This window comes from Marinobacter sp. L-80, assembly GCF_056859395.1.
Genome location: NZ_JBSXOI010000075.1, coordinates 47,913 through 74,499, shown reverse-complemented (window position 1 = coordinate 74,499; position 26,587 = coordinate 47,913). Strand labels below are relative to the sequence as shown.

The following is a 26,587-nucleotide window of genomic DNA, read 5'->3' as shown; positions in this document are numbered from 1 at the left end:
GTCTGCGACCATTCGTCGCACTGAAAAGCTTGGATCCGGGGCCTACCCTTTCTATCCTTTGGTTTTGAACCATCGACAAGGAACACTGGACATGAAGTATTGCCTGAGCGTGTTTGTGCTGGCACTGGCCCTGGTTGCCCCGACAGCATTTGCCCATGATTACAGCCATGGCCCGGTCACGGTCGATCATCCCTGGAGTCGGCCTACACCGCCTGGCACGCCCATGGGCGTGGGTTACATGAGTATCTCCAACAGCGGCAGCGGTGATATTACCCTGGTTGGGGCCGCAACCCCGAGGGCAGGTAACGTATCGATCCATGAGACCAGCATGCACGATGGTGTAATGCGAATGGCACCGGTCAAGGGCGGGCTCGCCATACCGGCAGGTACCACCGTGGAGTTGAAGCCCCACAGCTTTCACCTGATGCTGGAGAAACTGAAAAGTCCGTTGCGCGAGGGTGAGAGCATTCCCTTGACCCTGACTTTTGAGGGTGCCGACGAAATGCAGGTTGAGCTGAATGTCGAGTCGCTGGATGGCGAGATGATGAAAAGCGAGAGCATGGATCACTCGGGCAAAAGTATGGACCACAGCGGACACTGATCGAACCTGCCCGGGGCAGTCTTCGCGGCTGCCCCCAAACCTACCACTCTCTGTCTTCGGCGCTCTCCTCGGCCTCGATCTCCGCCTTCCGGGCCTGGATTTTCTTCATCTTTTCATCGGAGATTTTCATGCTGTGGGCATTGTCACGCAGTATCATCAGGCTGCCCACGATCAAGGCAAGGGCAACAACTATGAATATCCATCCTATGGCTGGCATGTAAACCTCCACCAACTGATCCGCTTTCCTACATAGTGGACCACGCATTGATTTGCCACAACTGTCATGCATCCTCCCAGAAAGCCGTTGGATCGAGCCGGTAATACCCTTGCAGGGCCTTGTAGACCTCGGGCTGTTCTCGCTTGAGATGGCGCGGCTGCTGGAAAAATGCCTCGGTCAGCACTGCGAAAAATTCTGCCGGTTCGGTAGCGCCGTATGGATCAAGCCAGGATCTATGGTGGTGCCGGAGGGAATGCCTGAGGTCTTCGTAGGCCGTCGTCATGGAACTTTGCCAGTGCCGGGCCTGCTCTCCACTCAGCGGCGGTGCCCCGTCTGCGGTGCCGTCCAGGTAGTCCAGCTGGTGTGCAAACTCATGGAGCATGACGTTATGGCCGCTGTGCGGGTTCCGGGCGGCCTCCTGACATTCTCGCCAGGCCAGCACCACCTGGCCCCTGCTTGAGGCCTCGCCGGCCCGTATTTCATTACTTTCGCTGACAATCATGCCATCGCTTTCAATGTCTCTGACGTGATAGGCATCGGGATAGACCAGAATGCTGCTTACCTCGTCAAAATCTGAATAGGGGCGGGCAAGAACCAGCAAACAGGCGTGGCCGGCAATGGTCACTCTCACCGCGTCGTCCACCTCAAAGCCGTCACAGCCATAGAATTCCTTCTCGGAGAGAAAAAGCTGGACCCGTTGCTCCAAGGTTTGCTTGAGGGCTTCAGGAAGCCGTCGGTAAAGCGGCACGTTCGCATCAAGATGCTCGCGCCAGGATGTTGGAAAGGGGGCTCTCAGTTCCCGTTCCCTCCGCAAGGCGCGGTAGAAGAAGAGGTAGAATACGGTTGCTGCGATCAGGGTCACTGCGAAGACTGCGAAAACAAGTGCTGCTGACATGCTGCTCCCGGCGACCATTGATTGAATTACCCCGTATCTTACAGAAAAATTGGATCTGCACGCAGTCAGGGCCCGTATTGCTGGTTGTTCTACATTGCAGGGGATGTGAAGCTGCATGAACCGTATTGATCGTTGAGGAGGCTGATATGTCCGATAATTCCACTGTTGTAATCACCGGGGCAAACCGGGGCATTGGTCTGGAGCTCGCCCGGCTCTATGCAGGCCGCAGCTGCTCGGTAATCGGCGTGTGCCGGGAGGCCTCGCCGGAGCTGGAAGAGGTTGCGGCGAGGATCATCGACAGTGTCGACGTGACGACCAATGAGGGTGTGGCAAGGCTCGTGGCCGGTCTTGAGGGCCAGTCCATTGATCTGCTGATCAACAATGCCGGTCTGCTGCAGGACGAGAAACTGGGCAGTATCGATTTTGATTCCATCCGTACGCAGATGGAAATCAACGCCTACGCTCCACTGAAAATCGCTGAAGCCCTGTTTGAAAAAATCCCCTCCGGAGGCAAAATCGCCAACATCACCAGCCGCATGGGCTCTATCGCCGACAACGACTCTGGCGGCCGCTATGGGTACCGTGCTTCAAAGGCGGCGTTGAATGCCTTTGGCAAGTCCCTCGCGATGGATCTGAAACCGAGGGGTATCGCGGTGGCCCAGCTGCACCCGGGTTATGTTCAGACCCGAATGGTGAATTTTGGTGGGTTGATTACTCCGGAAGAATCGGCAAAAGGCCTGGCAGAGCGGATTGATGGCCTCACCTTGGAGAATACCGGGTCGTTCTGGCACAGCAACGGCGACGAGCTGCCGTGGTGATCCTGAAAACATTTTCATTTGTTTGCATTGGAGTGAGGCAGGATTCTGTTTTAACGAGTACTCTTGTTACCTAAAAAAGGAATTCTGCTGTCGATGAAAAGTGCGAGTGCTCCAATGAATTATGAGCCTGAGCGGGAACGCAGGCCCCAGTTCTGGCGTTTGGCCATGCGATGTGCCCAGATCGCCGGGACTGTAGATGTCATCTTTTTCTTTCTTTTTCATGCATTGGGTTCGCCGGTTCTGGCATGGATCAACGTGGTTAGCGTGGCCATGTATGCCGGCGCCTACTACGCACTCAAATACCATAAAAACAAGATTGCGGTCGTACTGATCTGGGCAGAAGTGCTCGGGCACGCCGGCCTCGGTACCGTTCTTATCGGCTGGGAGAGCGGTTTCCATTATTACCTTCTTATGTTCATACCGGCGATCTGCGTTTCCGCGTCCCGAAGATGGGCGGTTTATGCGCTACTCACTCTCTGGGGATACTACGTCGCGCTCGATGCCTTGATGTGGTACATCGAACCGTTGCAGCCAATTCCGCAGACAGCCCTGAACATAGTCCATCTGTTCAATCTGAGCGTGGTCTTTGCAATGTTCAGTTACCTGGCTTCCTATTACCTCAGCATGGTTGTTTCGGCACAGCGCAAGCTTCGCGAAATGGCAACAACGGACTCATTAACCGGGCTTTTCAATCGCCGTCATATGACCTACCTGGCTGAAAAAGAGGTATCGCGGTTCCGGCGCAGCGGACACCCGGTCGGTTTCCTCCTGCTGGATGTCGATCATTTCAAGTCGATCAATGATGCCTTCGGACATGAAGCCGGTGACAGGGTACTCGGCTGTGTTGCCGATGTGATCCGGGAAGAATTAAGGGCTCAGGATCTGATAGGTCGATGGGGTGGTGAGGAGTTTCTGGTCATTCTTCCGGATACGAATGCTGATAAAGCGCAAGCAAGCGCGGAGCGGATACGAAAGGCGTTTTTGGCAAGGGACTGGCGCGCAGTTATCGGCGGTGATATCGATGTTACGATCAGCATCGGGGTAAGTGAGCTGCGAACTGGCGAAGACCTGAGTGCCGCGGTCAGCAGGGCTGATGAAGCTCTTTACCGCGGTAAAACGGGCGGCCGTAACCGGGTAGAACTGGAAACCATCTGAAGCCAAAGCAAGGGGTAGGTTTATGAGTCTGGCAATTGCACTGCATGTTCTGTCCGCGGTTATCTGGGTTGGCGGTATGTTCTTCGCCTACATGGCGATGCGTCCGGCCGTGGTTGAGGTGGTAGAGGCCTCCCAGCGTGGCCATCTTTGGTCGAAGACGCTTGAACGGTTCTTCCGCTGGGTCTGGCTCGCGGTTGTGCTGCTCCTGGTTACCGGCTACTGGATGATTTTCAGTGTGTTTGGCGGTATGGCCGGTGCTGGCTGGCACATTCATGCCATGCAGACGCTCGGGCTGGTGATGATGCTGCTTTACTTTCACGTGTATTTTGCGCCTTTCCGACGGCTCAAGCAGGCGGTTGCAGACAAGGATCCGCAGGCTGGTGGTGTTCAGGTGGGAAAGATTCGCCGTCTGGTCGGTATCAATCTGATTCTCGGCCTGATTGTGGTCGCCATAGGGTCTGGCGGTCGGTACCTGTAAGGCTGAGCGATCGGGGACCGATACCATGTCTGATATTCGAAAGAGAGCCATTGCAGGCCTGAAAGCCGGCGATTCGTTTACCCTGGTGCGTACGTTCACCGAGGATGAGACTCTGTCCTTTGGGGAAATCAGCCGCGATCAGAATCCGGTTCACTACAGCGATGAGTTTGCCCAGGCCAAGAACCTGCAGGGAAAGATCTGCCATGGCTTGCTGGTTGGCGGGATGATCACGGAAGTGGGTGGGCAGATTGGCTGGCTGGCGTCCGGGATGAATTTTCGCTTCCGCCGGCCAGTGTATTTCGGTGATACCGTCACCTGTGTATTCACCATCACCGAAGTGGATGCAAGGAATCGGGCCCGGGCCGAAGCGGTGCTCTCGAATCAGCATGGTGAGCCGGTTATCGAAGCCACGCTAACGGGTGTTCTACCCGGGCCGAAGGAACAGCAGTTGATGTCAGCAATGATCAGCGAAGAGAGAACCACGTCTGCCGGCTGACCAGCACCGGCTAAGGCGTCAGTCCTCCTCGGCGTCCCTCATCCGTTCCTGTCGCTCCCACTCTTCCTCTTTTGCCGCATCGATGATTTCCATCAGTTCGTCGACGTTGGCAGCGGTGTCATCGTGCTGGAAGCAGCCCGTGAGCTTGCTGTCCGGGTGCAGGTCGCCTGACTCGTAGAGCGCCCAGATCTCCTTGCCATAATCGGTGTTCAGCAGTTCCGGCGCGAAGCGTCCGAAATAGCGGCGCATATTGTCGACGTCGCGCTCCAACATGCGTTCCGCGTTGTTATTGCCGGATGCATTGACGGCCTGGGGAAGATCAATAATGACAGGACCGCGGGCATCGACCAGCACGTTGAATTCCGACAGATCCCCATGGATCAGACCGGCGCTCAACATACGGACAACCTCTCGGATGACCTGGCCGTGGAAGTCGCGGGCCTGTTCCGGGGACAGGGTGACATCATCCAGCCTGGGCGCGGCCTTGCCATCTTCATCCGCCACCAGCTCCATCAGCAGTACACCGTCCACGAAGCCCAGAGGTTCGGGAACCCGGACGCCGGCGGCGGCAAGCCGGTAGAGGGCATCCACCTCGGCGTTGAGCCAGGCATCTTCCTGTTCCTTCTGGCCGTACTTTGTCTTCTTGCTCATGGCCCGGGCTCGACGACTGTTCCGGACCTTTCGTCCTTCCTGGTATTCCACCGCCTGCTTGAAACTCCGCTTTGTCGCTTCCTTGAAGACCTTGGCACAGCGCGTCTGGTCTCCGCAGCGCACAACATAAACCTGGGCTTCCTTGCCGCTCATGAGCTGGTAGAGCACTTCGTCCACCATGCCGTCATCGACAAGTGGTTGTAATCTTTTTGGTACTTTCATAAAACCTTTCAGGCTGACAGTGAGTCGGGCAGCCACGTTCGTTGATCTGGAACAAGGCCGGATTCGGGCAGGGCAGGGACAATGACTGCTACGGAGCATAGCTTACATGAAAATCTTTTTCCTGATCCTGTTGATTCTGGTGGTTGCAGTCACCGTCGCCCTCTGGTTTTGGCGTCAGTCTGACCACACCGCAGACCGGGCTGTCATTACCGGATTGGCAACGCTGCAGCCGGCTGCCCCGGAGCGCTTTGATCTTGCTCTTCTTGAGGGTTTGCCGGAGCCAGCCCAGCGGTATTTCCGTTACACCATTCAGCCTGGTACCCCGCTCTATACCGTGGCCCGTATCTCTATGAACGGAAAATTCGGTATGGGCAATCGGGAGTCGCCCGACTACGTGCACATGCAGGCCACCCAGGTGCTGGCCATGCCGGAAGGGTTTATCTGGAAAATGAGCGCCCACAGAGGCCTGCTCGGGATTTCCGGCTCGGACACTGACCAGTGGACGCGGTTCTGGCTGATGGGCCTATTCCCTGTTGCCCGGGCGGGTGGTGATGCGGATCATGCCCGTTCGGCATTCGGCCGTTATGTGGCAGAGGCGGTTTTCTGGACGCCGGCTGCCCTGCTGCCGGGGCCCGGCGTTTCCTGGAAGCTGGTCGATATAAACACGGCCAGGGTGGTTGTTCGTCATGAGGGCATGGAACAGGCAGTGGATGTTGTCGTTGCCGGCGACGGCCGGCCGCTCCAGGTGAGTTTTGACCGGTGGACCAATGCGAATGCGGAAAAAGTCCATCGCTTGCAGCCCTTTGGCGGCTACCTGTCAGAGTTTCGGGAGTTCGAAGGCTTTGTATTGCCGACCCAGGTGGAAGCCGGGAACTTCTTTGCCACGGAGGATTACTTTCCCTTTTTCATTGCCAGGGTAACGGGAATTGAATTTCCAAAGCATGACGCAACAGGGCATCCGGAATAGTGTCTCGGATGCCCTGTTATCTTTACCGAACGACGAAAACCGAAATATCGCTGTGTTTAACGATATTGGCGCCGTTCGAATGGAGAATGTGTAGCCGGTCGCCAATCCCCGGCGGATGTGAAGCCATCACTACCAGATCTGTCCCGGTTGTTTTGATCGCCTCAAGCAACTTGTCTTCAAGCTCCACGGCGGTATCAGCAGATTCAATCACCATGCTGTCGGTATTGATCCCGTGGGATTTTCCCTGCTCCTCCGCAAACACCCTCAGTTTCTCTGCGAGTTCTTTCGGGTTGTGCGCGGCCGCTCCCGGGGTGCTGTTGGTGACGGTGACGTAGCACAGGGTGGCGTTGTAATGCTTGGCAATATCAATGGAGGTATTGAGCGCCTTCACCATTTTATCGGTATGGGCGAGGTCGACCGGAACGAGGATCTTGCTGTACATAAGAGTTCTCCTTTTCCGCATGCGATACAGACTTGGGTCTGTTGTCCTGAATTCAGATTGGCAGTGCCCTGTTGGGTATGTCAAAAAAAGCCCGGTGAAGTTCACCGGGCTTTTGCGGTTGGAGAGGCCGGATTCGTTTTACAACAGGTTGTACAGGAAAACCACGGCGATACCGGCGGGCGTCAGATACCGGAGTACGAACATGAATGCCTTATAGCTGCTTCCTTGCAGACCAATATCGGCCGGCAGACCCTCACGTTTCATCGCCCATCCGGCAAACAGCGCAATGGCGAGTCCGCCGAGAGGCATCATCAGGTTGGAGACGAGGAAGTCGAGCAGGTCGAAGACCGTCTTGCCCTCGAAGAACGGAATAAAGCCAAGCGGGTGCACACTTTCCCAGACGTTGAAGGACAACACGGTACCGATACCGATAAACCAGATGGCGAGCCCGCCACCAATGGCGCTTTTCGCTCGACTCACGCCTTTGTGTTCTTCCAGCCATTCGACTACCGGTTCCAGCATGGAAATGGCCGAGGTGATGGCTGCTACCAGTAGCAGGGCGAAGAAAATGGTGCCGAACAGCGCACCACCACTCATCTGGCCAAAGGCCAGTGGCAGGGTCACGAAGATCAGGCCGGGCCCTGCCCCTGGCTCAAGGCCATTGGCAAATACCAGGGGAAAGATGGCCAGCCCCGCGAGAAGCGCAACGCTGGTGTCCACGACGGCAATGGTCATGGCGGTCCGCGCAATGTTTACGGTTTTTGGCAGGTAGGAGCCATAGGCCATCAGAACACCAATACCGATACTGAGCGTAAAGGCGGCGTGCCCCAGGGCAGTCAGAACCCCCGCCGTTGTCAGTTTGCTGAAATCCGGCGAGAACATGAAACTCACGGCCCGGCCAAAGCTGCCGCTGTTCATGGCATAGATCACCATGGCAACCAACAGCACGAACAACAGAGGCATCAGCATATTCACAGCTTTCTCAAGCCCCGAGCGAATGCCCCTGCCAACGATGAACACCACAATCACCATGAACACCGAGTGCCACATCAGCAGTTCCCAGGGGTTGGCAAGGAGCCCGCCGAACTGGCCGCCGATGGCTTCGGTATCTGCTCCGGTAAACAGCCCGGTTGCGGCCTTGCCGATATAGACCAGGGCCCAGCCGCCAATCACGGCGTAAAAAGAAAGCACCAGGAAGGATGCAATTACCCCGTTCCAGCCGATGGCTCTCCAGCCCCTGGCTGTGCCTTCACTTTTGGTCAGGGTGCGCATGGTGGCCACAGGGCTCTGACCGCCGCGCCGACCAATCATGGTTTCGGCAATCAGTACCGGCACGCCGATCAGGAAGATACAGGCCAGGTAGATCAGAACGAAGGCGCCGCCGCCGTTCTCGCCAGTAATGTACGGAAACTTCCAGATGTTCCCGAGGCCAACGGCTGAACCAGCCGCAGCCAGGATAAAGGCCATCCGTGAGGACCAGAGGTTATTGGCCTGCTGGTGTGGTTGGGTACTCTCACTCATTCTTCTCTCCGGCTAATTGTTTTTGTCGGATTGATTGGTTGTTGTCGAAAAAGTATTTACTTGCCGAGCACCTCGCGCAGGGCGGAAGCGACTTGTGGCAAGACGTGGTCGTTCAAACCGGCAACGTTTACGCGGCTGCTTTCCAGCATGTAGATGCCGTGTTCCTTCCGTAACCGGCCCACCTGCTCCGGACTGATTCCGAGGAACGAGAACATGCCTCGCTGACGGGCGATGAATTCGAAGTCGCCGAACGATGAAAGCGCGCCGGCAAAAGCGTGGCGCAGATGCAGGATGCGCTCACACATACCGTTTAGCTCCTGTTGCCACTGGGCTCGCAGGTCGTCATCGCCAAGGATGGTCTCCACTATTGAGGCGCCGTGGGCCGGTGGCATTGAGTAATGCGACCGGATGACGCTCAGCAGCTGGCTTGTGGCGGCGGCATTCACGGTTGCGGTTTCCGAAACCAGGGCGAGGGCGCCGGTGCGCTCCCGGTAGAGGCCAAAGTTCTTGGAGCACGAGCCTGCGATCAGCATTTCAGGTACCGCACTGGCCAGGTGCCTCAGACCAGCTGCATCCGCGTCCAGGCCTTCGCCAAGGCCCTGATAGGCCATGTCCACGAAGGGCAGTAGGCCTTTGCGCTGGATCAGGCTGGTCACTTCCTGCCACTGGGCCAGGCTCAGGTCCGCGCCCGAGGGGTTGTGGCAGCACCCGTGCAGCAACACCACGTCGCCCGCATCCGCCCGTTCCAGGGTTTCCAGCATGGCGCCGAAGTCTACCTGCAGGGTCTCTGGATTGAGGTACGGATATTCGCGAATAGTCAGGCCGGCGCCACCGAGCAACGGCAAGTGGTTGGCCCAGGTGGGCGTGCTGACCCAGACTTTTGTATCGGCTTTGCACAGACGCAGAAACTCGGCCGCCATACGCAGGGCGCCGCAGCCGCCCGGTGTCTGGATGACCGATACGCGACCGTCGCGGACCAGTGGGCTGTTGCTGCCCAGGATCAGCTCCGCCATGGCGCTGTTGAAGCCGGTGGAACCGGCAGGGCCCACGTAGCTCTTGGTGGTTTCGCCCTCAAGAAGGCGACGCTCGGCTTCATGCACGGCGGCCATGATGGGCGTATTGCCGGCATCGTCCTTGTAGACACCAATGCCCAGATCCACCTTGTCCGGACGATTGTCCTCACGGAAGGTCTGCATCAGCTGCAGGATCGGATCCTGAGGCAGGGGCTGGAGTGTTTCAAACATGGTTTGCCTCCTCGTCGGCCTGTTGGGTTCGGATCAGGGTCGGGCGACCGGTGTCCAGCGCCTTGGTCAACTGTGTCTGCTTTTCACGGATGCTCTCTGCCGCCTGTTCCCTGACCGGGCCGTAGCCCCGGACATCAGCGGGCAGCTCGGCAAGCTGCAGGAAGGTCTCGTAGTTGCTGGCGTTGAGTTCACGGCCGATTCGCGCAACCAGGTTCTGGTAGTCCTTCAGCAAGGCGCGGTCCAGCTTGCGGTCTGCGGAGTAGCTGAATGGGTCCACCGCGGTTCCACGCAGGCCGCGAAGCCTGGCCAGCAGTCGGAAGGCCCGGAACATCCAGGGGCCAAACCGACGCTTTTTCGGGCGACCCTGAGCATCGGTCTCGCCGCTAAGCAGGGGTGGGGCCAGGTGGAAGTGAACCTTGAAGTCTCCCTCGAAGGTTTCATTAACCTCTTTCATAAAGTCGGTTTCAGCAAACAGCCGGGCCACTTCGTACTCGTCCTTGTAGGCCATGAACCGATACAGCTGCTGTGCCACTGCACGGGTCAGCAGAAGATTGGTTTCGCCGAGGGCTTCCTCGGCCTTGCGGACTCCGGCAACAGTGTCACGGTATTGGTCAGCCCAACGCTGGTTCTGATAGTTGACCAAATGCTTGTGGCGAATGTTGATCAGTTCGTCCAGGGTTGGCTCGGGTTTGACCTCCACAACCTGGGCGTTGTTGTCGTCCAGCAGATCCGTGACTGCGCTGGGTTCCACGGCCGCCAGTCGGCCCCAGCCGAAGGCTTCCTTGTTCCGGTCGATGGCCACGCCATTGAGCTCAATCGCCTTCATCAGTGCCGCTTCTGAGAGCGGCAGCAGGCCCTTCTGCCAGGCAAAGCCGAGCATCATCACGTTGGAGAAAACGGTGTCGCCCATCAGTTTCTCGGCGATGCCGTTGGCGTCAAGCTGATCGAAATGATCTTCGCCAACTGCGTTCTTCAGCAGGCCAAGGCGCTTGTCGGCCTTCATGTCGGCGTCGCGGTAGAGTACGTAATCTGCGGTAGGCAGTTCCGCTTCGTTGGCGACAATCCGGGTGTGGTTGGGCCGGAGAACGCTCAGGGCCTTCTGGGAAGACGCCACCACCAGATCACAGGCGATGACCGCATCGGCCTGGCCATTGCTGATCCGTACCTGATGGAGCTTGTCCGGAGACGGTGCCATACGAACGTAGCTCAGCACCGTGCCGCCTTTTTGGGCGAAGCCCATGAAATCCAGTACCGAGGCACCGCGCGACTCCAGATGGGCTGCCATGGTGATCAGCTGGCCGACAGTTACCACGCCCGTACCGCCAACACCGCCCACGAGCAGATCGTAGGAGCCGGTCATTTCCGGCAATTTGGGAGCTGGAATGTCAGCCAGCTTGCGGGTGAGTACGGAGCCGGTGTCAACGCCCCGGGATTTGCGCAACTGACCGCCTTCAATGGTCACGAAGCTGGGACAGAAACCGTTAACGCAGGAGAAGTCCTTGTTGCACGAGGACTGGTCAATCTTGCGCTTGCGGCCCAGTTCGGTCTTGCGCGGCACCACCGAGAGACAGTTGGACTGCACCGAGCAGTCGCCACAGCCTTCGCAGACATGGTGGTTGATAAAGGCCCGCTTTGCCGGATCCGGGAACTGCTTGCGCTTGCGCCGGCGGCGCTTCTCGGCGGCACAGGTCTGGTCGTAGATCAGCACGGTACAACCAGGGATGTCACGCAATTCGCGCTGCACCTGGTCGAGCTCGGACCGATCGTGGAAGGTGACATCCTTGGGGAACAGGTCATGATGGCCATCGTATTTCTCGGGCTCATCACTGAGCACAACAACCCGATTCACCCCTTCTGCGGCCATTTGCTGGGCAATCCTGTCGACGGTGATCTGGCCGTCCACCGGCTGACCGCCGGTCATGGCCACGGCGTCGTTGAACAGGATCTTGTAGGTAATGTTGATGCCGGCAGCCACCGCCTGACGGATAGCCATGGAACCGGAGTGGAAATAGGTGCCTTCACCCAGGTTCTGGAACACGTGTGGGTTGCCGGTATAGCGGCTCTTGCCAATCCAGTTGACCCCTTCGCCACCCATCTGGATGAGGGATTCCGTGTTCCGGCCCATCCAGGACGCCATGAAGTGGCAGCCAATGCCGGCCAGGGCCTTGCTGCCCTCAGGGACCTTGGTGGAGGTGTTGTGGGGGCAGCCAGAGCAGAAATAGGGCATACGCTTGACGCCACCCGGATCCTGAGCCGTGGTCATGGCACTGATTTCAGCCATACGCTCACTGAAGTCCACCTCGAAGAAGCGACCAAGACGGGCCGCCAGGAAGCCGGCAACCAGTTTCGGGCTCAACTCGCCGACATAGGGGATGAGCGGTCGGCCCAGCTCATCCTGTTTGCCGGTAATCAGAACCTCGCCAGGACGGTCCGGCTCGGACATATACTCCTTGATCTGGCTCTCGATAATGCCGCGCTTTTCCTCGATCACCAGCACTTCTTCCTTGCCGTGAACGAAGTCCAGGATGCCGCGACGCTCCAGGGGCCAGACCATGCCCACCTTGTAGATATCCAGCCCCATGTCCCGGGCCTGGTCTTCATCGATGCCCAACAGGTCCAGGGCTTCAAGCAGATCCAGGTGACCCTTGCCGGTGGTGACAATACCAAAGCGGGCTTCCTTGTTTTCGAACAGGCACCGGTCAATGCGGTTAGCCCGGGCAAAGGCCTGAACAGCCGCGAGCTTGTGCTCGATACGGGTTTCCAGTTGCGGCCCCGGCAGGTCCGGCCAGCGGTAATGCAGGCCGCTTTCCGGCGCGGTGAAATCGTCCGGAGTGACAAAATCCGGTGTTGGCGGAATTTCCACAGAAGCCGCGCTTTCCACGGTTTCCGATATGGCCTTGAAGCCGACCCAGCAGCCACTGTAGCGGGAAAGGGCATAACCCCAGAGACCGAATTCCAGGTATTCCGCGATGTTGGCCGGGTTGATGGTGGGCATGAAGAAGCTCATGAATGCCACATCGGACTGGTGGGGCATGGACGATGACACGCAGCCATGGTCGTCGCCCGCTACCACCAGCACACCGCCATGGGGGGAGGATCCGTAAGTGGTGCCATGTTTCAGGGCGTCGCCGGCTCGGTCCACGCCCGGGCCCTTGCCATACCAGAGGCCGAATACGCCCTCTACCTGACGGTCTTCATCGGTTTCTACTTGCTGGGTACCCAGCATGATCGTCGCGGCAAGATCCTCGTTGATGGCGGGAACAAAATCGATCCGGTTCTCGTCCAGCAGGTCTTTCGCCTGCCAGAGTGCCTGGTCGACCGCACCGAGGGGGGAACCACGGTAGCCACTGACCAGGCCGGCGGTATTCAGGCCTTGCTTGCGATCCAGGGCAGCCTGCATCAACGGAATTCGGACCAGGGCCTGTGTGCCGGTCAGGAACACCCGACCGGATTCCCGCAGGTAGCGGTCTTCGAGTTTGTAATCGTCGAGTTGTGGGGTATCGGCGGACATGGCGCCCTCCTTTTTGTCGATTTTATGATCAAAATTCTAGAGGTAAGTCCGCAAAAGGTGCTTGCTTATTGGAAGGAGGTTTTCAGGATTTGCGAAAGAATGTTTGATAAAAGACAATAAAGAGAAAGAACCTTTGATAAAAATCAGGTGTTACCAAATGAAACAGGTGGAGCTGGACAAGCTGGATCGGAAAATCCTATCGGTGCTGCAGCAGGATGGGCGCATCAGTAACCAGTTACTGGCCGAACAGGTGGGTTTGTCACCGGCTGCTTGCTGGCGCCGGGTGCGCACACTTGAGGAAAGCGGTGTGATTCAGGGATACAGCGCAAGAGTGGATCCGGAACGCATTGGTCAGGGGCTGTGCGTGCTCGTCAATCTGTCACTGCAGCGGCACAACATCGACAGCACGGCGGAGATTGAGCAGCAGGTGAGCAGTTATCCGGAGGTGCTTCAGTGCTTTGCGGTGACCGGTAATGCCGATTTCGTGCTCAGGGTAATCGTGCCGGATATGGCCAGTTACGACAGGTTCCTGAACGAAAAAATCTTTACCCTGCAGGGCATTGCCCAGGTGAATTCGAACTTTGCGTTGCGGGAGATAAAAAATACCGAGACGATCCCGGTGGAAGGTATTCTGTAGTTTCGGCAGGTAGCAACAACGAAAAAAGGCAGCCGAAGCTGCCTTTTTCTGAACGTGTCGTCTGTTATTTACAGAGCGACAACGTTTTCCGCCTGAGGACCTTTCTGGCCCTGGGTAACGGTGAACTCGACCTGCTGGCCTTCAGCCAGAGTCTTGAAACCGCCGCCCTGAATAGCGCTGTAGTGAACAAAAACGTCCGGGCCGCTTTCGCGAGTGATAAAGCCAAAACCTTTTGCTTCGTTGAAAAACTTAACGTTGCCGGTAACTGTAGACATAGTATTCTTCCTGATTTCAATCATTTAATGTGCCGTCACGTCATCTTGTTGATGGCTGATCGGCGGTATGCGGAAACAAAAAACTGGCGTGATCAAAAACAGGACGTGCTACTTATTACAGCTGAGCGGTCTTATTGATGAAATGCTTTGCTAAATCTTTCCAACGAGGCCCACTGTACTCCTGCCAGGGGGAAAAGCAAAGCTATTTCTTGTAGGCATAAACCGGGGTAGTGGAATTCGCGGTTCCAAGGCTGTCCAGCCTGCGCGGCTTGGCAATGGCGAAGCCCTGGGCGTAGTCCACCTGGATCTCTTTCAGGGTGTCCATGATTTCCATGTCTTCCACATATTCGGCGATGGTCTGAAGATCCAGAAAATGACAGAGCTCGTTGATCGACCTCACCATGGCGTAGTTCGTGAGGTTGGTCGCCATGTCCTTTACAAATATGCCGTCAATTTTCACGAAGTCCACTGGCAGTTTCTGGAGGTACGCATAGGAAGACAGGCCGGTGCCGAAATCATCCAGTGCGAACCGGCAGTTCAGCCGCTTCATCTCGCGCATGAAATCCGAGGCAAAATGGAGGTTGGCGACGGCAGAGGTCTCGGTTACTTCAAAGCAGAGCTTGTGGGCCAGCTCCGGATTCGCCCTGAGATTGGATTCCAGGCCGAGCATGAAGCTGTCATCGCTCAACGACGAGCCTGACAGGTTAACGTTCAGAGTGGCAATCCTGGCGAGCGCCTCGGGATTATTACGCATCCATGTCAGCACCTCGGAAATGACCCACAAATCAACCCGCGTACTGCGTTTGAATTGTTCGGCCGCCTCGATATAGCCCTGGGGCGAGATCTCCTTACCAGCACTGTCTTTCAGGCCGAGCAAGAGTTCATACATCGTGCCTTCGCCGTCTTCCGGTTCAAGGGCAACGATGGGCTGGGCCCGAAGGTAGAGGCTGCCATCACGGATGGTCCGGTCTATTTCGGTGACCCATTGGGGGGTGCCGAGCCGGGACTGGTCCCGGTTTTCCCTGGCCAGTTCAATCCGGTTCCCGCCCAGCTTCTTGGCTGCTTTAAGCGAGAGGCTCGCAAGATTGAGAAGGTCGCCAGGTGACTGTCCCGCCCCGGTTACCGGCCGGATACTGATGCTGACGGTTGCCCGATATTCCGCCTGCCCATGCCGGAACACATGTTGCTCGAAGTTGCGCCGCAGGGACTCTGCAAAATCCAGGCAGTCTTCTGTACTGATGTTATTGATGAGCACCGCAAACTCATTGCCGCTGATCCGGCCAACGTGGGACTCCGCGAATCGGGATTCGCTCTGCTTACGGAGTGTGTCGGCGACATGCCTCAACAGGGCGTCGCCGGCGTCCGCGCCATAGGAGGCGTTGATGACACTGAACTCGTCTATATCCAGAACCATCAGGGCGGCGGCATGGTCTTCAGCAGATGACGGCAGGATGCTGATCAGCTGAGAAACCTGTTTCTCGAAGTCATGGCGGTGCATACACCCCGTCAGGGCATCGTGGGTTGCCTGAAAATTGAGCTTCCGGTAAACATCTTCAACGATGCTGAACAGGCTTTGGTCGAGGAATGGGACGTCTCCGCTCTCAACCAGCCAGGCTTCGCCTTCAGCGAGTTTCTGCACAAACTCGGGAAATCCGTAACTGACCTCGCTCATGCCTTTGGGCGAAAGAAAAACAAACCTGAGTGAATCCTCGCTGCCCCACACCAGCCGCAACCGGCGGGTCTCGCCGGTATCCAGACGAACCTCAACCCAGTCGCCTACGGAAATCTCCTTTGCCCTTGAGGCCCAACGACTGTCTTCAAGCTCCGGTGGCAGCGGGGCTGGCGCTTCATCGGCGTCACCGTACTCATCAACCCATGTGGTTTCTGCTTCCCCGTTGCCCTCGAGAATTCCGGATAGCTCGTCAATAACCGGCCTTACGCGCGAGACTTCCCCGGCGGTTTTCAGCTCCCGCTCGATGAACTGCAGCATGACGCTGCTCTCCAGCTCCCGTTCAAATGCCAGCTCTTCGGAGGTGTCGGCAGGCGAAAGCCAGGCCTGGAGCTGTGCAACCACATCAAACAGTTCCTCACAATGCCGGCTTTCCGGACCTTCTCTCAGCATGGTCAGGACGATCAACTGCTCCCAGCCCGCCTGAAGAATGCGGATCAGAATCTTCGGAACCTGTCTGTTGCTCAAGAGCGAGTTCAGCCTCTGCCTTGCCTCCTTGCGGGTAAGGCGCAGGCGCTCCTTGCCCTCCAGGGTTTTTGCCAGCCGTTCCGAGTTGCGGAGAAACGATTGGTCCTGACGCTCGACAAGCTGTTTCAGGCGTTCACCCAGGCTTCCCATCAGGTCCGGATCCGATACCTCGATCTCTGTCAGCTCCTCGACGATATCGGCAACCGTTGCTTCCAGCTTCTTGCTTGAGGCTCTCTCGGCAAGACAGATGTGCATCAGGTTATTGATGATATCCCGGGCCGGGTGGTCGCCGGCATTCAGAAAATCCGGTGTTTCAACCAGCGTTTCGAATACGGGTAGTCGAAGCTTTTGCAGTTGGTGGCGAAGCGAGCCCGAGAGTTCATCGTGGGTTTTCAGAGGCTCGAACAGTCGGTCCACCAGGTTGGCCTTCTCAACGGCCGTGTGATCCAGGGAGCTGGCCAGTTCGGAGTCCGAGTTGGCCAGTTCCCGAAGCAGTCCCGCCATATCGGGCTCGTCGCCGTGCAACCGGTCCAGGAGTTCCCGGCGCCGGGAGCGGAGGTTTTCCGAAAGCCTTGGATTGGGCTCCTCCCAGTCTGCAACTTCAGACGAGGGGTTTGACTCCAGGGCCATCAATTGAAAAAGGGAACGACCGACCGAAGGCGACCCGGACGCCTCGGGCCTGGCGTGATTGGTTTCCGGAGTTTCTTCGGATGAGTCTTCTGTGGCTGCCGTCGCTGAACCCGCGTCGTCCGTTGCGTGCTCCCGGTCGCGGAGTGACCAGTTTGCGGGTAGCTCGGTGATATCTATGGCCTCAAGACCAGCTCGTCGGCAGTCATTGATCAGGGACCGGATGGCCGCGGGCCAGACCCGGACCAGAGCATTTTCCCAGGCGCGGTAGATGGTCAGGCGGTGCTCCCGCGTAATGCCCAGATGATCGACCATATACTGCAGGCAGACGCACAGGGCCCGAGGCGTCAGAGGATTGTTGTCATCGTTGACGTCCTGTCGGAAAATCTGGTTAAGAAACTGGTTGAGCAGGAAGTTGGCCCCGGTATTTGCTTTGTTTACGCGGGTGGCGATGGCCTGCAGGTCCAGCCAGTCCTCGAACTCGTGCTGTTGCAGCAGGTGCAACTCCTTGTTGCCGGCCCGGGACTCGGCGGCGGGCTCAAGGGTTGCCTGATTGGCCTGGAACTGGGCCTGGAAATCCTGGAGCATTCGTTGCTGGCGACTCTGGAAAATGAAGCGCATGTCCTTGAGCCGGGTAATCTCACGCAGCTCTGCAGCCTCTTCCAGGTCGGCTTCAATGCCCTCGAAGGTGCCTTCCATAAATTCCGGAAGCAACTGTTCCAGAAGCCGACGGCAATGCTGGTGGTAGAGCTGTTTCAGTGAAGGATCCGGAGTCGCGGCTTCGAGCCGATTCGTTCCAGTGTGCTGTAACAAACGCTCAATGTCGTTGCTGAGTTCCTCGGTGTTCCCAGCTATGTCCAGCGAAATGCCGCTACTGCGGCCAACCTGAACCGTGCCTCTGTAATAGATATGCTGTTTTTCATGGTCATTATCGAGGAAAACATGAAGATCGGTCTGTGCAGCGGCAGACGATGACAGCTGGTCGAGTACCGCGGGCGACGAAAAGTGCTTCAGGGTGAGGCGCAGCCCTTCTTTACCCAGAGCCACGCTGTCAATGACACAGCCACAGGGAATGAGGCCGGGCGCGACGACAACCGCATCCTTGCTGAGTCTGGAGTGTTTTGCGTTGAGCCGGGTCATTGACCGCCTTCCTGAGCAGTGAAAAATGAATCGTTGTTCAATTTATTGTGGGTTCAGTTTAATTTGAACTTCAGCAAACGCAAAGTGAATCTATAAAAGCGACACATATAAGCCTGGGCGGCTCGTTTAATCCACGCCTGTATTATAGACGCTCGATGGGCTTCAGCATCAGATCCCTGTTGAGCTCATAACAGGCAAAATCCTTTGCCAGATAAAGGTTTCCCCGATAAATACCTTTGGCTTCGGATTCGATCTCACCAATGTGCGGATAAGCATCCGGATTGAACTGGTAACGGGAACTGAAGTGGGTAAGGACGAGATTGGGAACGCCTGCGGCCTCGGCGAAGCGGGCTACCTGGGCAGCGGAGCTGTGCTGCGGCCAGGGTCCGACCCGGTCAGAGACCTCCTGGGTGTAGGTCGCTTCGTGGATGACCACCTGAACACCCGTGCACGCTGCCAGAAGCAGGTCGGGCTGGTCGTTGTCGCCGGCTACGATAACCTTGCGAGGTTTTCTGGCAATTCGGGTGTAATCATCACAACGGGCGAGGCGCCCATCTTCCAGTACCACGTCGTCGCCCTGTTGCAGGCGGCCCCAGGCGGGACCGGCCTCAATACCATCCGCTTCGAGCCTGTCCCGGACCAGCTGGCGTTCCAGATTCTTTTCCGTGAACACAAAGGCCCTGCAGGAGACACGATGGGACAGGGGGACTGCAGTTACCGACAGGGAGTCGTCTTCCCAGTGGAAGTTCTCTGCTTCGGAATCGACAAATCTCAATTCAAAACTCAGGCTGGAGTCACTATTACCGATGGCGGCCTCTATGAAGGTTTTTACCGGTCTTGGCGCAACCAGGTACAAAGGAGCGTTGCGGCCGAGCATGGAGGCGCTGGTCAGCAGTCCCGGCAGCCCGAACGTATGGTCGCCATGGATGTGGGTGATAAATATTGCCTGCAGCTGCATCACGGAATGATGGGTTCTCAGCAACTGGTGCTGGGTGCCTTCACCGCAGTCAATCAGGTACCAGTGTTTTGGTCCGCCGTGGCTCAGCGCCAGACCGGTAACGTTGCGCGATTTTGTCGGCGTTCCGGCTGACGTGCCGAGGAAGGTGAATTCCATACCAGGCCTTTTCGGGTTAACGTGTCGTCTCTCTGTTCGCCATAATACGAAGGTAGCAGAATTGACGATACATTAGCCGGGGCGACCGCTAATGAGCCGGTTAGCGACATTTATATAAGGAGTGCTGTCTTGTCTGAGTTGTCCAGTTACGAGAGTTTTTCGATTGAGGTTAAAGACTACATCGCCCACGTTCAGTTCAGTCGTCCGGAGGCCCTGAACACCATGAACAAGGCGTTCTGGCTCGAGTTGCCCCGGTGCATGCAGGATATTGAGGCCAACACCGATGCCCGCGTGATCGTCATTTCCTCCACCGGCAAACACTTCTCTGCGGGCATGGATCTGGGTGTATTCAGCGATCCCAAAGCCGTGCCCATGAACGGTGACCCCGGGCGCATGGCGGAAAACCTTCGCAGAGTTGTGCTGCAGTTGCAGGATACTCTCACCTCTCTGGAAAAAATCCGGCTTCCCGTGCTGGCAGCCATCCACGGTGGCTGTATCGGTGGCGCTCTGGATCTGGTGTGTGCCGCCGATAGCCGTTATTGCACGGAAGATGCCTACTTCACCATCAAGGAAACCGAGCTGGGCATGACCGCCGACGTCGGCACGCTCCAGCGCCTGCCCAAACTGATGCCCGAGGGCGTGGTTCGTGAATTGGCCTACACCGGCCGAAAATTCTCCGCCACTGAAGCGCAGAATCTGGGCTTCGTGAACGCCGTTTACGCCGACCAGGAATCCATGCTGGCAGGCGTTATGGCCATTGCCGGCCAGATTGCGGCGAACTCTCCTCTGGCCGTCACTGGCTGCAAGGAAATGCTTAATTACAGTCGCGACCACAGTGTGGAAGACAGCCTCAAGTATATGGCCACCTGGCAGGCCGGCATGTTCCGCCCGACGGACATGATGAAATCGTTCCAGGCCAAAGCCCAGAAGCAGGCGCCAAAATACGACGCGCTGTTTCCAGTGAAGCCCTTGTTCGACCAGTAAATGGCGTTGGGTAAACGACGAAACTCGGGTATGTCCTCCAGTGCCGCTCTGTTATTCCAGGGCGCCATTGGCGTTATCGGATTAGTGGCGATACTGCTATTCGGAATTCCGGTGCTGCATGTTGGGCCAGGCCTGTGGCCCAGTATCATCCTGGGGACGGTTGGAGCCGCTCTTACCTACGCCGTTTTGCTGTTGCTTACGCGGGTGCCCGGCTTGTTCCCGGAGAACCTCGAGCGGCAGATGCAGGGTTTGTATGACTTTGCCTCCAGCTACTCCCCGGCTGTGCTCATTCTGCTATCCCTCCTGGCCGGAGTCGGTGAGGAACTGTTATTCAGGGGCGCAATCCAGGGCTGGCTGATGACAAAGACGGACCCTGTAACGGCCGTGCTTGCGGCATCGGTGTTGTTCGGTCTGGTGCACTATGTCTCATTTACCTATTTTCTGGTGGCTACCGGCCTTGGCATGGTTCTGGGGGCGGCCTACCTGTTATCCGAAAGCCTTGCTCTGGTCATGGTCTGGCACGCCCTTTACGACATGATTGCCCTGTTTTGTCTGCTCCGGTTTCCGCGCTGGTTTGGTGTCCGGGTCGTGAATTCCGGCGCAAACAGGCCTCACGAATAGTCGACATCTTCCCGGCCGGCACTCTTGCGGGCCTCAAAGCTGGCCAGCTCGACATTGATGGCATTGGTTGAGATCTGGATTTCGTACAGCGAGTACAGCAGCGAGAAAGACAGCAGTACCAGGCTGGCGCCAAACGCGATCACCCCTGGCAGATCGGCACCCAGGAAAAGCAGGAACATGGAAACCGTACACAGGAAGAAACTGAGTACGCCGAACGCCTGCATGCGTTTGGTCAGCACAATCCGTTTGCGCAGCATTCCGATCTGTCGGGCAATCAGGGCGTGGTCTTCCTCGGTGTCCATCTGCTTGAGTTGGCGGATCAGCTGCGCCAACACCAGAAACCGGTTGGTGAAGGCCAGCAACAGCAGTGAAATCGCCGGGAAGAGCAGGGCAGGCGTTGTCAGGTCCAATCTGGTGTCCTTATGGTGAAGGTGTGTGGGCTATGGTCTACCAGCTCCCGGAGCGCAGCCGCTGGATCGTTTTAACCGGCCGATTGTAAATGTACACCCAGGCAGACCCGTGGCGAGTGTCCATGGTCTGGCGGATATACAGGCTGCTTTGCGGGCGTTCAGGAAAGAAGTCTTCCAGTTCGTCCAGTGTTTTCAGCATCGTATCGGTAACCGCATAGACTTCCACGCGGACGCCCGGGGAAGGTTCCTCTATGGCACCCGGGTAGGGGCCCAGGTGATACAGGCTCAGTTCGGGCATCCAGTCTGTCCCGACAAAACGGGCGCCTCGCAGAATATGGCTGTTGTTCCGGCCACGTTTCAACGTGCCGTAAACCGCCACAAGGTGCTTCATTCTGATCGTTGCTCCCCCTGTTTACACGTTTGAATTCAACGTGGCCGCAGACCGCAAGGCGTTGGTCAGGCGGTCCATCACGCCGCCGCCATGGCGCCAGAAGTGCCAGTATAGCTGCACTTCCAGGGTTTGTTCAGGCGCGATGCTCACCAGGCGCCCGGCAGATATTTCCGGGCGGGCCTGCATTTCCGGAATCATGCCATACCCCATGCCGGCCAGCGCCAGTTTTACAAAACCTTCCGAGGATGGGCAAAGGTGGTGGGGGAAGGTGCCGTGATAGCCGCACTGGGCCAGGAACCGGTGTTGCAGCTGGTCATTCGGCCCGAAAACAATGGCCGGGGCATTCTTCAGGCTGGTTTCGCTCAGGCCTTTCCCGAAGTATCGGCGCACATAGTCCGGAGTTGCCAGTGGCATGTAGGTCATGGTGCCAATGGGCACGCAGCGGGCACCGGCAACAGGCTGGGGGCTGCTGCACAGGCAGGCAGCCACATCCCCTTCCCGCATCCTGCGAAGGCCAATGTCCTGGTCCTCGACCACAAGATCCAGCAGCAGGGTCTCCTCCGCACAGAAGTTGCCTACCGCGGCCGCCCACCAGGTGGCCAGGCTGTCGGCATTCAGCGCGATGCGCAGTCTTGCTGTGGGTTCCGAGAGTGCCGGGATGGACTTGGTCAGGTCGCGCTCCAGCAATTGCACCTGCTGAACGTGGTTGAGCAGACGCTGTCCGGCCGGTGTGGCCTTGAGTGCCGGGCTTCGCACCAGAACCGGTTGTCCGAGCCGGATTTCAAGGGTGCGAATTCGCTGGGAAATGGCCGACTGGCTCAGCCCGAGCGCCAGGCCGGCACGTTCGAACCCTCCGCACTCAATGACCGTCGCCAGGGCTTCCAGCAATTTGTAGTCAATCATAAGTAAAACTGATGCAGCATTATTAGTATGAATTTCAAGTATAGCTGGGAAGCGGTAACCTTGCGCCATTCATTAAGGAGAGATTCACGTGCTTGAGAGTTACCTGACCGGTCTGATTGTGTGTGGCGGCATTATCGTGGCGATCGGAGCGCAGAACGCCTACCTGTTGAGCCAGGCAATACGCCGGGAACATCATTGGTGGTCAGCCGGGCTGTGCATAGTGGCCGATATCACCCTGTTTACCCTGGGCATGTTCGGCATCAGTGCTGCCCTGATGGCCATGCCTGATGCCCTGGAGATTCTCCGGTGGCTGGGTGTGGCCTTCCTTGGCTGGCTTGCGATTCAGTCCTTCGTTCGCGCCAGCCGCGGCAGAGCGGCTCTTGAAGCGGGTGAGGTAACCAAACGAAGCCTTAAAGCCGTGGTGTTCACGACCCTGGCAGTCACTCTGCTCAACCCTCAGGTTTATCTGGATACGCTGCTGTTGATTCCTGCCATCGGAGCCCAGCAAGAGGACGCGACCACCTTTGTGGCCGGTGCGAGCAGTGCCTCGATTCTCTGGTTCGGCCTGCTTGCCTGGGGCGGCTCGGCGCTGGCGCCCATTCTCTCCCGGCCGCTGGCCTGGCGGATTATCGATGGTGTCATTGGAATCATGATGGCCGCCATCGCCCTGCATCTCACGTTCAGTGGTCTTTAATATTCAAACGATCGTATGAATTTCTTGCATCGGCGCGCGTCGGGTTGGAAGATAGCGTGCTACTGAATTTGCAGTCATTTATACCATCGAGGATGTTTGATGAACGCCACTCTACGTCGCTGGCTTGCCAGTGCCGGGGCCATGCGCCGTGTTCTTTCCACGTTTGCTCCCTATATCGGTGCTGGAATCCGGGTGACCCACATTGCTGAGGATTTCAGCTCGGCCCGGGTGGAGATGGGCCAGCACTGGTACAACACCAATTACGTGGGCACGCACTTTGGCGGCTCGCTCTACAGCATGGTTGATCCCATGTACATGCTGCTGCTGATGCGACGGCTGGGCAATGACTACATCGTGTGGGATAAATCGGCGAGTATTGATTTTATCCGTCCCGGCAAGGGCAAGGTGATGGCACGCTTTGAATTGACCGATGAGCGTGTTGAAGAGATCCGCGCCGCAACGGCAAACGGAGACAAAATGCTGCCAGAGTGGGACGTGGATATTGTTGATGAATCCGGTGAGCTCGTCGCGCGCGTCCACAAAGTACTCTATGTGCGCCGGAAAAAGCGTTGAAGCGGGCTATTCAGCCTGGCTCAGTCAAAGCGTCTCGCTTCGGTCAGGCGGCCTTTCCAGTAGTAGCCGCTGATCGAGGACTGGATTACGCCGGCCGATGTTGATGCGTGGATAAAGCGGTCCCCGCCCATGTAGATACCGGCGTGTTGTTCCTTTCCGCCAATCCGGAAGAACACCACATCGCCCGGTCGAATCTCGCCGGGATGAACCACGTCACCACTGGCAAGCATTTGGGTCGTTGTCCTGGGCAATTGTTTGCCCAGACCTTCCTGGTAGGCGGTAAGAATGAATCCTGAGCAATCGAAGCCATTGCCGGAGGTGCCACCGTATTCATAGGGGGTGCCCCGGTAACGCTCGAACACCTGCCAGAGTTTTTGGGCCTTTTCCGAACTGGATGCCTCGACAGGAACGGTCTGTAGTCCAGGCGTAGAACCCGGCTGCAGCTTTCCGCTACTGGCGCAACCGCCGAGCGCAAGCGCCACGAATGCCAGAAATAAGATGTTTCTGAAGGAATAACGCATCTCAGACCCTGTGCAAGTTTTCACTGTCTTCACTTTAATTGTCGCGCCCGGGAATGTCAGGTTACGGAGCGTGAGATTTTGTTGATGCGGCTCCACTAAGTCGCCGGGCATCACCGGCTATCTTTTCCTTTCACGCAGGAATAGTCTGTCACGAGACCATTCGGGAGAGCTGCAATGAGCGAAGGAACACGCAACACCCCCATACCGCGAGACACCCTGGCGGCCATCCTCGAGAGCGCAACATTGGCGCCATCAAGCCACAACACCCAGCCCTGGCGATTTGAACTCGGCGAAACCGGGATTTCCCTGTTTGCGGACCGGTTACGGGCATTGCCGGTCAACGACCCCGACGACCGGGAACTGACCATCAGCTGCGGGTGTGCCCTGTTTAATCTTCGGATTGCCGCCGCTCATGCAGGATTCAATACCGAATGCCAGCTTTTGCCGGACCCGGGCGACGAGGATCTGCTGGCGACCGTCTCGTTCACACCGGTATCCGGGGAGGAGGGCCGTCAAACGGAACTGTTCCGGGCGATTGCCAGGCGACGCACCTATCGCAAGCGGTTTGAGTCAAAGCAGGTGCCTTCCGAGGTGCTGGGCATCCTTGAAGAGTCGGCGGAGACCGAAGGAGCATGGTTCCAGGTTCTGGAATCGGAGCATGCGCGTCATCAGGTGGCCGAGCTGGTGGCGGAGGGCGACGCTGCCCAATGGTCCAACCCGAGTTGGCGACGGGAGTTGGCTGCCTGGATGCATCCCCGCCGCAAGGGAGACGGTTTGACGGTTCCCGGCATGGTTGCGCCCGTGGCCCAATTGGTGGTGCGCACATTTGATATGGGCAACGGCGTTGGCGCCAAGGACCGTCAACTGGCGGATGAATCACCCGTGATTGCTGCGTTGGGAACGGCCGGGGATGGCGTAGAAGACTGGCTGAAGGCCGGGCAGGCGCTGGAGCGGGTTTTGCTCCGGTCCCTGGGGCAGGGGCTGCAGGCTTCCTATCTGAACCAGCCCATTCAGGTCGCCGTGCTTCGCCCGAAACTTCAGCACCTCCTTGGGCGTTCGGGTTTCCCGCAGATTCTGCTCAGGTTGGGTTACCCGGCGACAGATTTGCCGGCGGCTCCGAGGCGGAATCTTCAGGAGGTTGTGGAAACCGCAGACACCCGGGATATCAAGGCAAAACAGGCGGGTCAGGGACGCCAGCGCTGACTGACCTCCTCTTATCAGTGCCTGGCCTTGGTTACCACCTCCGGTGTTGCCGGCTCACCGGATTTGCTGGCAAGAATGCGGTCTGCATCCAGCGAGGCAATCGGAACCCGGGTATCCCGGGGAACGTCGCCGCTCAGCTGGAGCTCCAGATAGCGGAGCGCACACACCCGAAGGAAGGACGTGAAGTTACCGAGGTCGTGGCCGGCATCAATGGATTCGTGGTAAAGCCGTGTGATCATCTGGGGCAGGTTCATGCCATCCCGTTCGGCCAGATCGGCCAGTGCCTGCCAGAAGGCGTTTTCCATTCGCACACTGGTCACCATGCCATCGATTCGCAGGGAGTGGGTCCGGCTGACCCAAAGCTCCGGATCGGCGTTGATAAAGAGCTTGCACATGCGGGCCTCCCTGAGAGCGTGGCGGGGCCGGTGGGCCGGCCCCGTTTGCATTACTGATCCAGCAGCTTGAAAAACTGCGCCAGCCAGGCCGGATGAGCGGGCCACGCAGGCGCTGTTACCAGATTAGCATCGGTGACCGCCTGATCAACCTCGATACCGGCGAACGTGCCGCCGGCCAGTTCCACCTCCGGCTGGCAGGCAGGATAGGCCGAGCATTTGCGCCCCTCCAGAACCCCGGCTGCGGCCAACAGCTGGGCACCATGGCAAATCGCTGCCACTGGCTTGTCAGTCTCGAAAAAATGGCGAACCAGATTCTGTACATCCTTGTTAAGCCGCAGGTACTCAGGAGCGCGACCGCCGGGCACCACCAATGCGTCGTAGTTCGCGGGGTCCAGCCCGTCAAAATCCGCGTTCAGGGCGAACCGGTGCCCCGGTTTTTCGGTGTAGGTCTGGTCACCCTCGAAATCATGGATGGCGGTGGCAACCGTGTCGCCGGCTTTCTTGTCGGGGCAGACAGCGTGAACCGTGTGCCCGACGGCCTGCAGTGCCTGGAACGGCACCATGGTTTCGTAATCTTCGGTGAAGTCACCCGTAATCATCAGAATCTTCTTCCCGCTCATGGCTGTCTCCTTGTGATTGTCGTGCCAAGTCTGGAAACAGTATCAGCGTCGGTGAAGAAGCGGG

General features: G+C 57.7%; 28 protein-coding genes. 12 read left to right on the top strand and 16 right to left on the bottom strand.

Going from position 1 to position 26,587, the window contains the following annotated elements; genetic code table 11:
* The first annotated feature begins 91 nt into the window (after nucleotides 1–91).
* Nucleotides 92–601 carry a copper chaperone PCu(A)C gene (locus AC13E3_RS17410; protein WP_092030225.1) on the top strand — a complete coding sequence of 170 codons (510 nt, stop codon included), beginning with the start codon at nucleotides 92–94 and terminating at the stop codon, nucleotides 599–601.
* Between the two features lie 40 nt (nucleotides 602–641).
* Here the strand turns inward: AC13E3_RS17410 and AC13E3_RS17405 are convergent, their stop codons facing one another.
* Nucleotides 642–818 (bottom strand): DUF2897 family protein, encoded by a 177-nt coding sequence (locus AC13E3_RS17405; RefSeq protein WP_075267673.1) that lies wholly within the window; start codon nucleotides 816–818, stop codon nucleotides 642–644.
* A 64-nt stretch (nucleotides 819–882) separates the two neighbouring features.
* Nucleotides 883–1,713, bottom strand: a complete 831-nt coding sequence (locus tag AC13E3_RS17400) for a M90 family metallopeptidase (RefSeq protein ID WP_092030223.1) — start codon at nucleotides 1,711–1,713, stop codon at nucleotides 883–885.
* A 146-nt stretch (nucleotides 1,714–1,859) separates the two neighbouring features.
* Here AC13E3_RS17400 and AC13E3_RS17395 point away from each other — a divergent pair, with 146 nt between their 5' ends.
* The 4 genes from AC13E3_RS17395 to AC13E3_RS17380 all read left to right on the top strand — a co-directional run bounded on the left by AC13E3_RS17395 (nucleotide 1,860) and on the right by AC13E3_RS17380 (nucleotide 4,660).
* Nucleotides 1,860–2,531, top strand: a complete 672-nt coding sequence (locus AC13E3_RS17395) for an SDR family oxidoreductase (RefSeq protein ID WP_092030222.1) — start codon at nucleotides 1,860–1,862, stop codon at nucleotides 2,529–2,531.
* 93 nt (nucleotides 2,532–2,624) lie between these two features.
* The gene (locus AC13E3_RS17390) at nucleotides 2,625–3,686 is read left to right on the top strand and encodes a GGDEF domain-containing protein (RefSeq protein WP_041645020.1); all 1,062 of its coding nucleotides are present in this window, start codon (nucleotides 2,625–2,627) and stop codon (nucleotides 3,684–3,686) included.
* 22 nt (nucleotides 3,687–3,708) lie between these two features.
* Nucleotides 3,709–4,164, top strand: a complete 456-nt coding sequence (locus AC13E3_RS17385; protein WP_092030220.1) for a CopD family protein — start codon at nucleotides 3,709–3,711, stop codon at nucleotides 4,162–4,164.
* A 25-nt stretch (nucleotides 4,165–4,189) separates the two neighbouring features.
* Nucleotides 4,190–4,660: a MaoC family dehydratase gene (locus tag AC13E3_RS17380; protein ID WP_092030219.1), complete on the top strand. Its 471-nt coding sequence runs from the start codon at nucleotides 4,190–4,192 to the stop codon at nucleotides 4,658–4,660.
* Between the two features lie 18 nt (nucleotides 4,661–4,678).
* Here the strand turns inward: AC13E3_RS17380 and AC13E3_RS17375 are convergent, their stop codons facing one another.
* Entirely contained in the window at nucleotides 4,679–5,533 is an 855-nt protein-coding gene (locus AC13E3_RS17375; protein WP_053114677.1) for a PA4780 family RIO1-like protein kinase, read from the bottom strand.
* Nucleotides 5,534–5,639: 106 nt separating this feature from the next.
* On the opposite strand from AC13E3_RS17375, the gene AC13E3_RS17370 reads away from it, so the two are divergent.
* Complete coding sequence (locus AC13E3_RS17370) at nucleotides 5,640–6,500, top strand: DUF6544 family protein (RefSeq protein ID WP_092030217.1); 861 nt, start codon at nucleotides 5,640–5,642, stop codon at nucleotides 6,498–6,500.
* Between the two features lie 22 nt (nucleotides 6,501–6,522).
* Here AC13E3_RS17370 and AC13E3_RS17365 read toward each other — a convergent pair whose 3' ends face one another.
* The 4 genes from AC13E3_RS17365 to AC13E3_RS17350 all read right to left on the bottom strand — a co-directional run bounded on the left by AC13E3_RS17365 (nucleotide 6,523) and on the right by AC13E3_RS17350 (nucleotide 13,218).
* The gene (locus AC13E3_RS17365) at nucleotides 6,523–6,942 is read right to left on the bottom strand and encodes a universal stress protein (protein ID WP_338355190.1); all 420 of its coding nucleotides are present in this window, start codon (nucleotides 6,940–6,942) and stop codon (nucleotides 6,523–6,525) included.
* 138 nt (nucleotides 6,943–7,080) lie between these two features.
* Complete coding sequence (locus tag AC13E3_RS17360) at nucleotides 7,081–8,463, bottom strand: sodium-dependent transporter (protein WP_104270207.1); 1,383 nt, start codon at nucleotides 8,461–8,463, stop codon at nucleotides 7,081–7,083.
* A 56-nt stretch (nucleotides 8,464–8,519) separates the two neighbouring features.
* A complete protein-coding gene (locus AC13E3_RS17355; RefSeq protein ID WP_008176025.1) occupies nucleotides 8,520–9,707 on the bottom strand; it encodes an amino acid aminotransferase in 1,188 nt (395 codons plus the stop codon).
* Nucleotides 9,700–13,218 (bottom strand): indolepyruvate ferredoxin oxidoreductase family protein, encoded by a 3,519-nt coding sequence (locus AC13E3_RS17350; protein WP_482902289.1) that lies wholly within the window; start codon nucleotides 13,216–13,218, stop codon nucleotides 9,700–9,702. Before AC13E3_RS17350 ends, AC13E3_RS17355 begins: the two co-directional genes overlap by 8 nt.
* Before the next feature lie 157 nt (nucleotides 13,219–13,375).
* On the opposite strand from AC13E3_RS17350, the gene AC13E3_RS17345 reads away from it, so the two are divergent.
* Nucleotides 13,376–13,855 (top strand): Lrp/AsnC family transcriptional regulator, encoded by a 480-nt coding sequence (locus AC13E3_RS17345; protein ID WP_014576349.1) that lies wholly within the window; start codon nucleotides 13,376–13,378, stop codon nucleotides 13,853–13,855.
* Nucleotides 13,856–13,923: 68 nt separating this feature from the next.
* Here AC13E3_RS17345 and AC13E3_RS17340 read toward each other — a convergent pair whose 3' ends face one another.
* From AC13E3_RS17340 to AC13E3_RS17330, 3 genes are all read right to left on the bottom strand, one after another.
* Nucleotides 13,924–14,130, bottom strand: coding sequence for a cold-shock protein (locus tag AC13E3_RS17340; protein WP_008176018.1), 207 nt, complete (start codon nucleotides 14,128–14,130; stop codon nucleotides 13,924–13,926).
* Nucleotides 14,131–14,332: 202 nt separating this feature from the next.
* Nucleotides 14,333–18,094, bottom strand: a complete 3,762-nt coding sequence (locus AC13E3_RS17335) for a DUF1631 family protein (RefSeq protein WP_482902288.1) — start codon at nucleotides 18,092–18,094, stop codon at nucleotides 14,333–14,335.
* Between the two features lie 142 nt (nucleotides 18,095–18,236).
* Entirely contained in the window at nucleotides 18,237–19,208 is a 972-nt protein-coding gene (locus tag AC13E3_RS17330) for a ribonuclease Z (protein ID WP_482902287.1), read from the bottom strand.
* 138 nt (nucleotides 19,209–19,346) lie between these two features.
* Here AC13E3_RS17330 and AC13E3_RS17325 point away from each other — a divergent pair, with 138 nt between their 5' ends.
* Nucleotides 19,347–20,192 carry a crotonase/enoyl-CoA hydratase family protein gene (locus AC13E3_RS17325; RefSeq protein WP_014576353.1) on the top strand — a complete coding sequence of 282 codons (846 nt, stop codon included), beginning with the start codon at nucleotides 19,347–19,349 and terminating at the stop codon, nucleotides 20,190–20,192.
* Between the two features lie 30 nt (nucleotides 20,193–20,222).
* A complete protein-coding gene (locus AC13E3_RS17320; protein WP_482902286.1) occupies nucleotides 20,223–20,813 on the top strand; it encodes a CPBP family intramembrane glutamic endopeptidase in 591 nt (196 codons plus the stop codon).
* Here the strand turns inward: AC13E3_RS17320 and AC13E3_RS17315 are convergent.
* Genes AC13E3_RS17315 through AC13E3_RS17305 form a run of 3 tightly spaced genes read right to left on the bottom strand, consistent with a single transcriptional unit; the run spans nucleotide 20,804 to nucleotide 22,517 of the window.
* On the bottom strand, nucleotides 20,804–21,223 hold the full coding sequence (locus AC13E3_RS17315; protein ID WP_008176008.1) for a DUF2721 domain-containing protein: 420 nt from the start codon (nucleotides 21,221–21,223) through the stop codon (nucleotides 20,804–20,806). The genes AC13E3_RS17320 and AC13E3_RS17315 overlap by 10 nt on opposite strands.
* 37 nt (nucleotides 21,224–21,260) lie before the next feature.
* Nucleotides 21,261–21,614, bottom strand: a complete 354-nt coding sequence (locus tag AC13E3_RS17310; RefSeq protein WP_008176007.1) for a gamma-glutamylcyclotransferase family protein — start codon at nucleotides 21,612–21,614, stop codon at nucleotides 21,261–21,263.
* A gap of 21 nt (nucleotides 21,615–21,635) precedes the next feature.
* Nucleotides 21,636–22,517, bottom strand: a complete 882-nt coding sequence (locus AC13E3_RS17305) for a LysR family transcriptional regulator ArgP (protein WP_053114686.1) — start codon at nucleotides 22,515–22,517, stop codon at nucleotides 21,636–21,638.
* Between the two features lie 88 nt (nucleotides 22,518–22,605).
* On the opposite strand from AC13E3_RS17305, the gene AC13E3_RS17300 reads away from it, so the two are divergent.
* Complete coding sequence (locus AC13E3_RS17300) at nucleotides 22,606–23,211, top strand: LysE/ArgO family amino acid transporter (RefSeq protein ID WP_482902285.1); 606 nt, start codon at nucleotides 22,606–22,608, stop codon at nucleotides 23,209–23,211.
* Nucleotides 23,212–23,310: 99 nt separating this feature from the next.
* On the top strand, nucleotides 23,311–23,784 hold the full coding sequence (locus AC13E3_RS17295; RefSeq protein ID WP_062785436.1) for a DUF4442 domain-containing protein: 474 nt from the start codon (nucleotides 23,311–23,313) through the stop codon (nucleotides 23,782–23,784).
* A 20-nt stretch (nucleotides 23,785–23,804) separates the two neighbouring features.
* On the opposite strand, the gene AC13E3_RS17290 is transcribed toward AC13E3_RS17295, so the two are convergent.
* On the bottom strand, nucleotides 23,805–24,305 hold the full coding sequence (locus AC13E3_RS17290; RefSeq protein ID WP_008176003.1) for a C40 family peptidase: 501 nt from the start codon (nucleotides 24,303–24,305) through the stop codon (nucleotides 23,805–23,807).
* A 174-nt stretch (nucleotides 24,306–24,479) separates the two neighbouring features.
* On the opposite strand from AC13E3_RS17290, the gene AC13E3_RS17285 reads away from it, so the two are divergent.
* Nucleotides 24,480–25,508 carry an Acg family FMN-binding oxidoreductase gene (locus tag AC13E3_RS17285; RefSeq protein WP_008176002.1) on the top strand — a complete coding sequence of 343 codons (1,029 nt, stop codon included), beginning with the start codon at nucleotides 24,480–24,482 and terminating at the stop codon, nucleotides 25,506–25,508.
* 14 nt (nucleotides 25,509–25,522) lie between these two features.
* On the opposite strand, the gene AC13E3_RS17280 is transcribed toward AC13E3_RS17285, so the two are convergent.
* Together AC13E3_RS17280 and AC13E3_RS17275 are read right to left on the bottom strand one after the other, a co-directional pair.
* Nucleotides 25,523–25,903, bottom strand: coding sequence for a ribbon-helix-helix domain-containing protein (locus AC13E3_RS17280; RefSeq protein WP_008176001.1), 381 nt, complete (start codon nucleotides 25,901–25,903; stop codon nucleotides 25,523–25,525).
* 50 nt (nucleotides 25,904–25,953) lie between these two features.
* Entirely contained in the window at nucleotides 25,954–26,523 is a 570-nt protein-coding gene (locus tag AC13E3_RS17275) for a DJ-1/PfpI family protein (protein ID WP_008176000.1), read from the bottom strand.
* Nucleotides 26,524–26,587 lie beyond the last annotated feature (64 nt).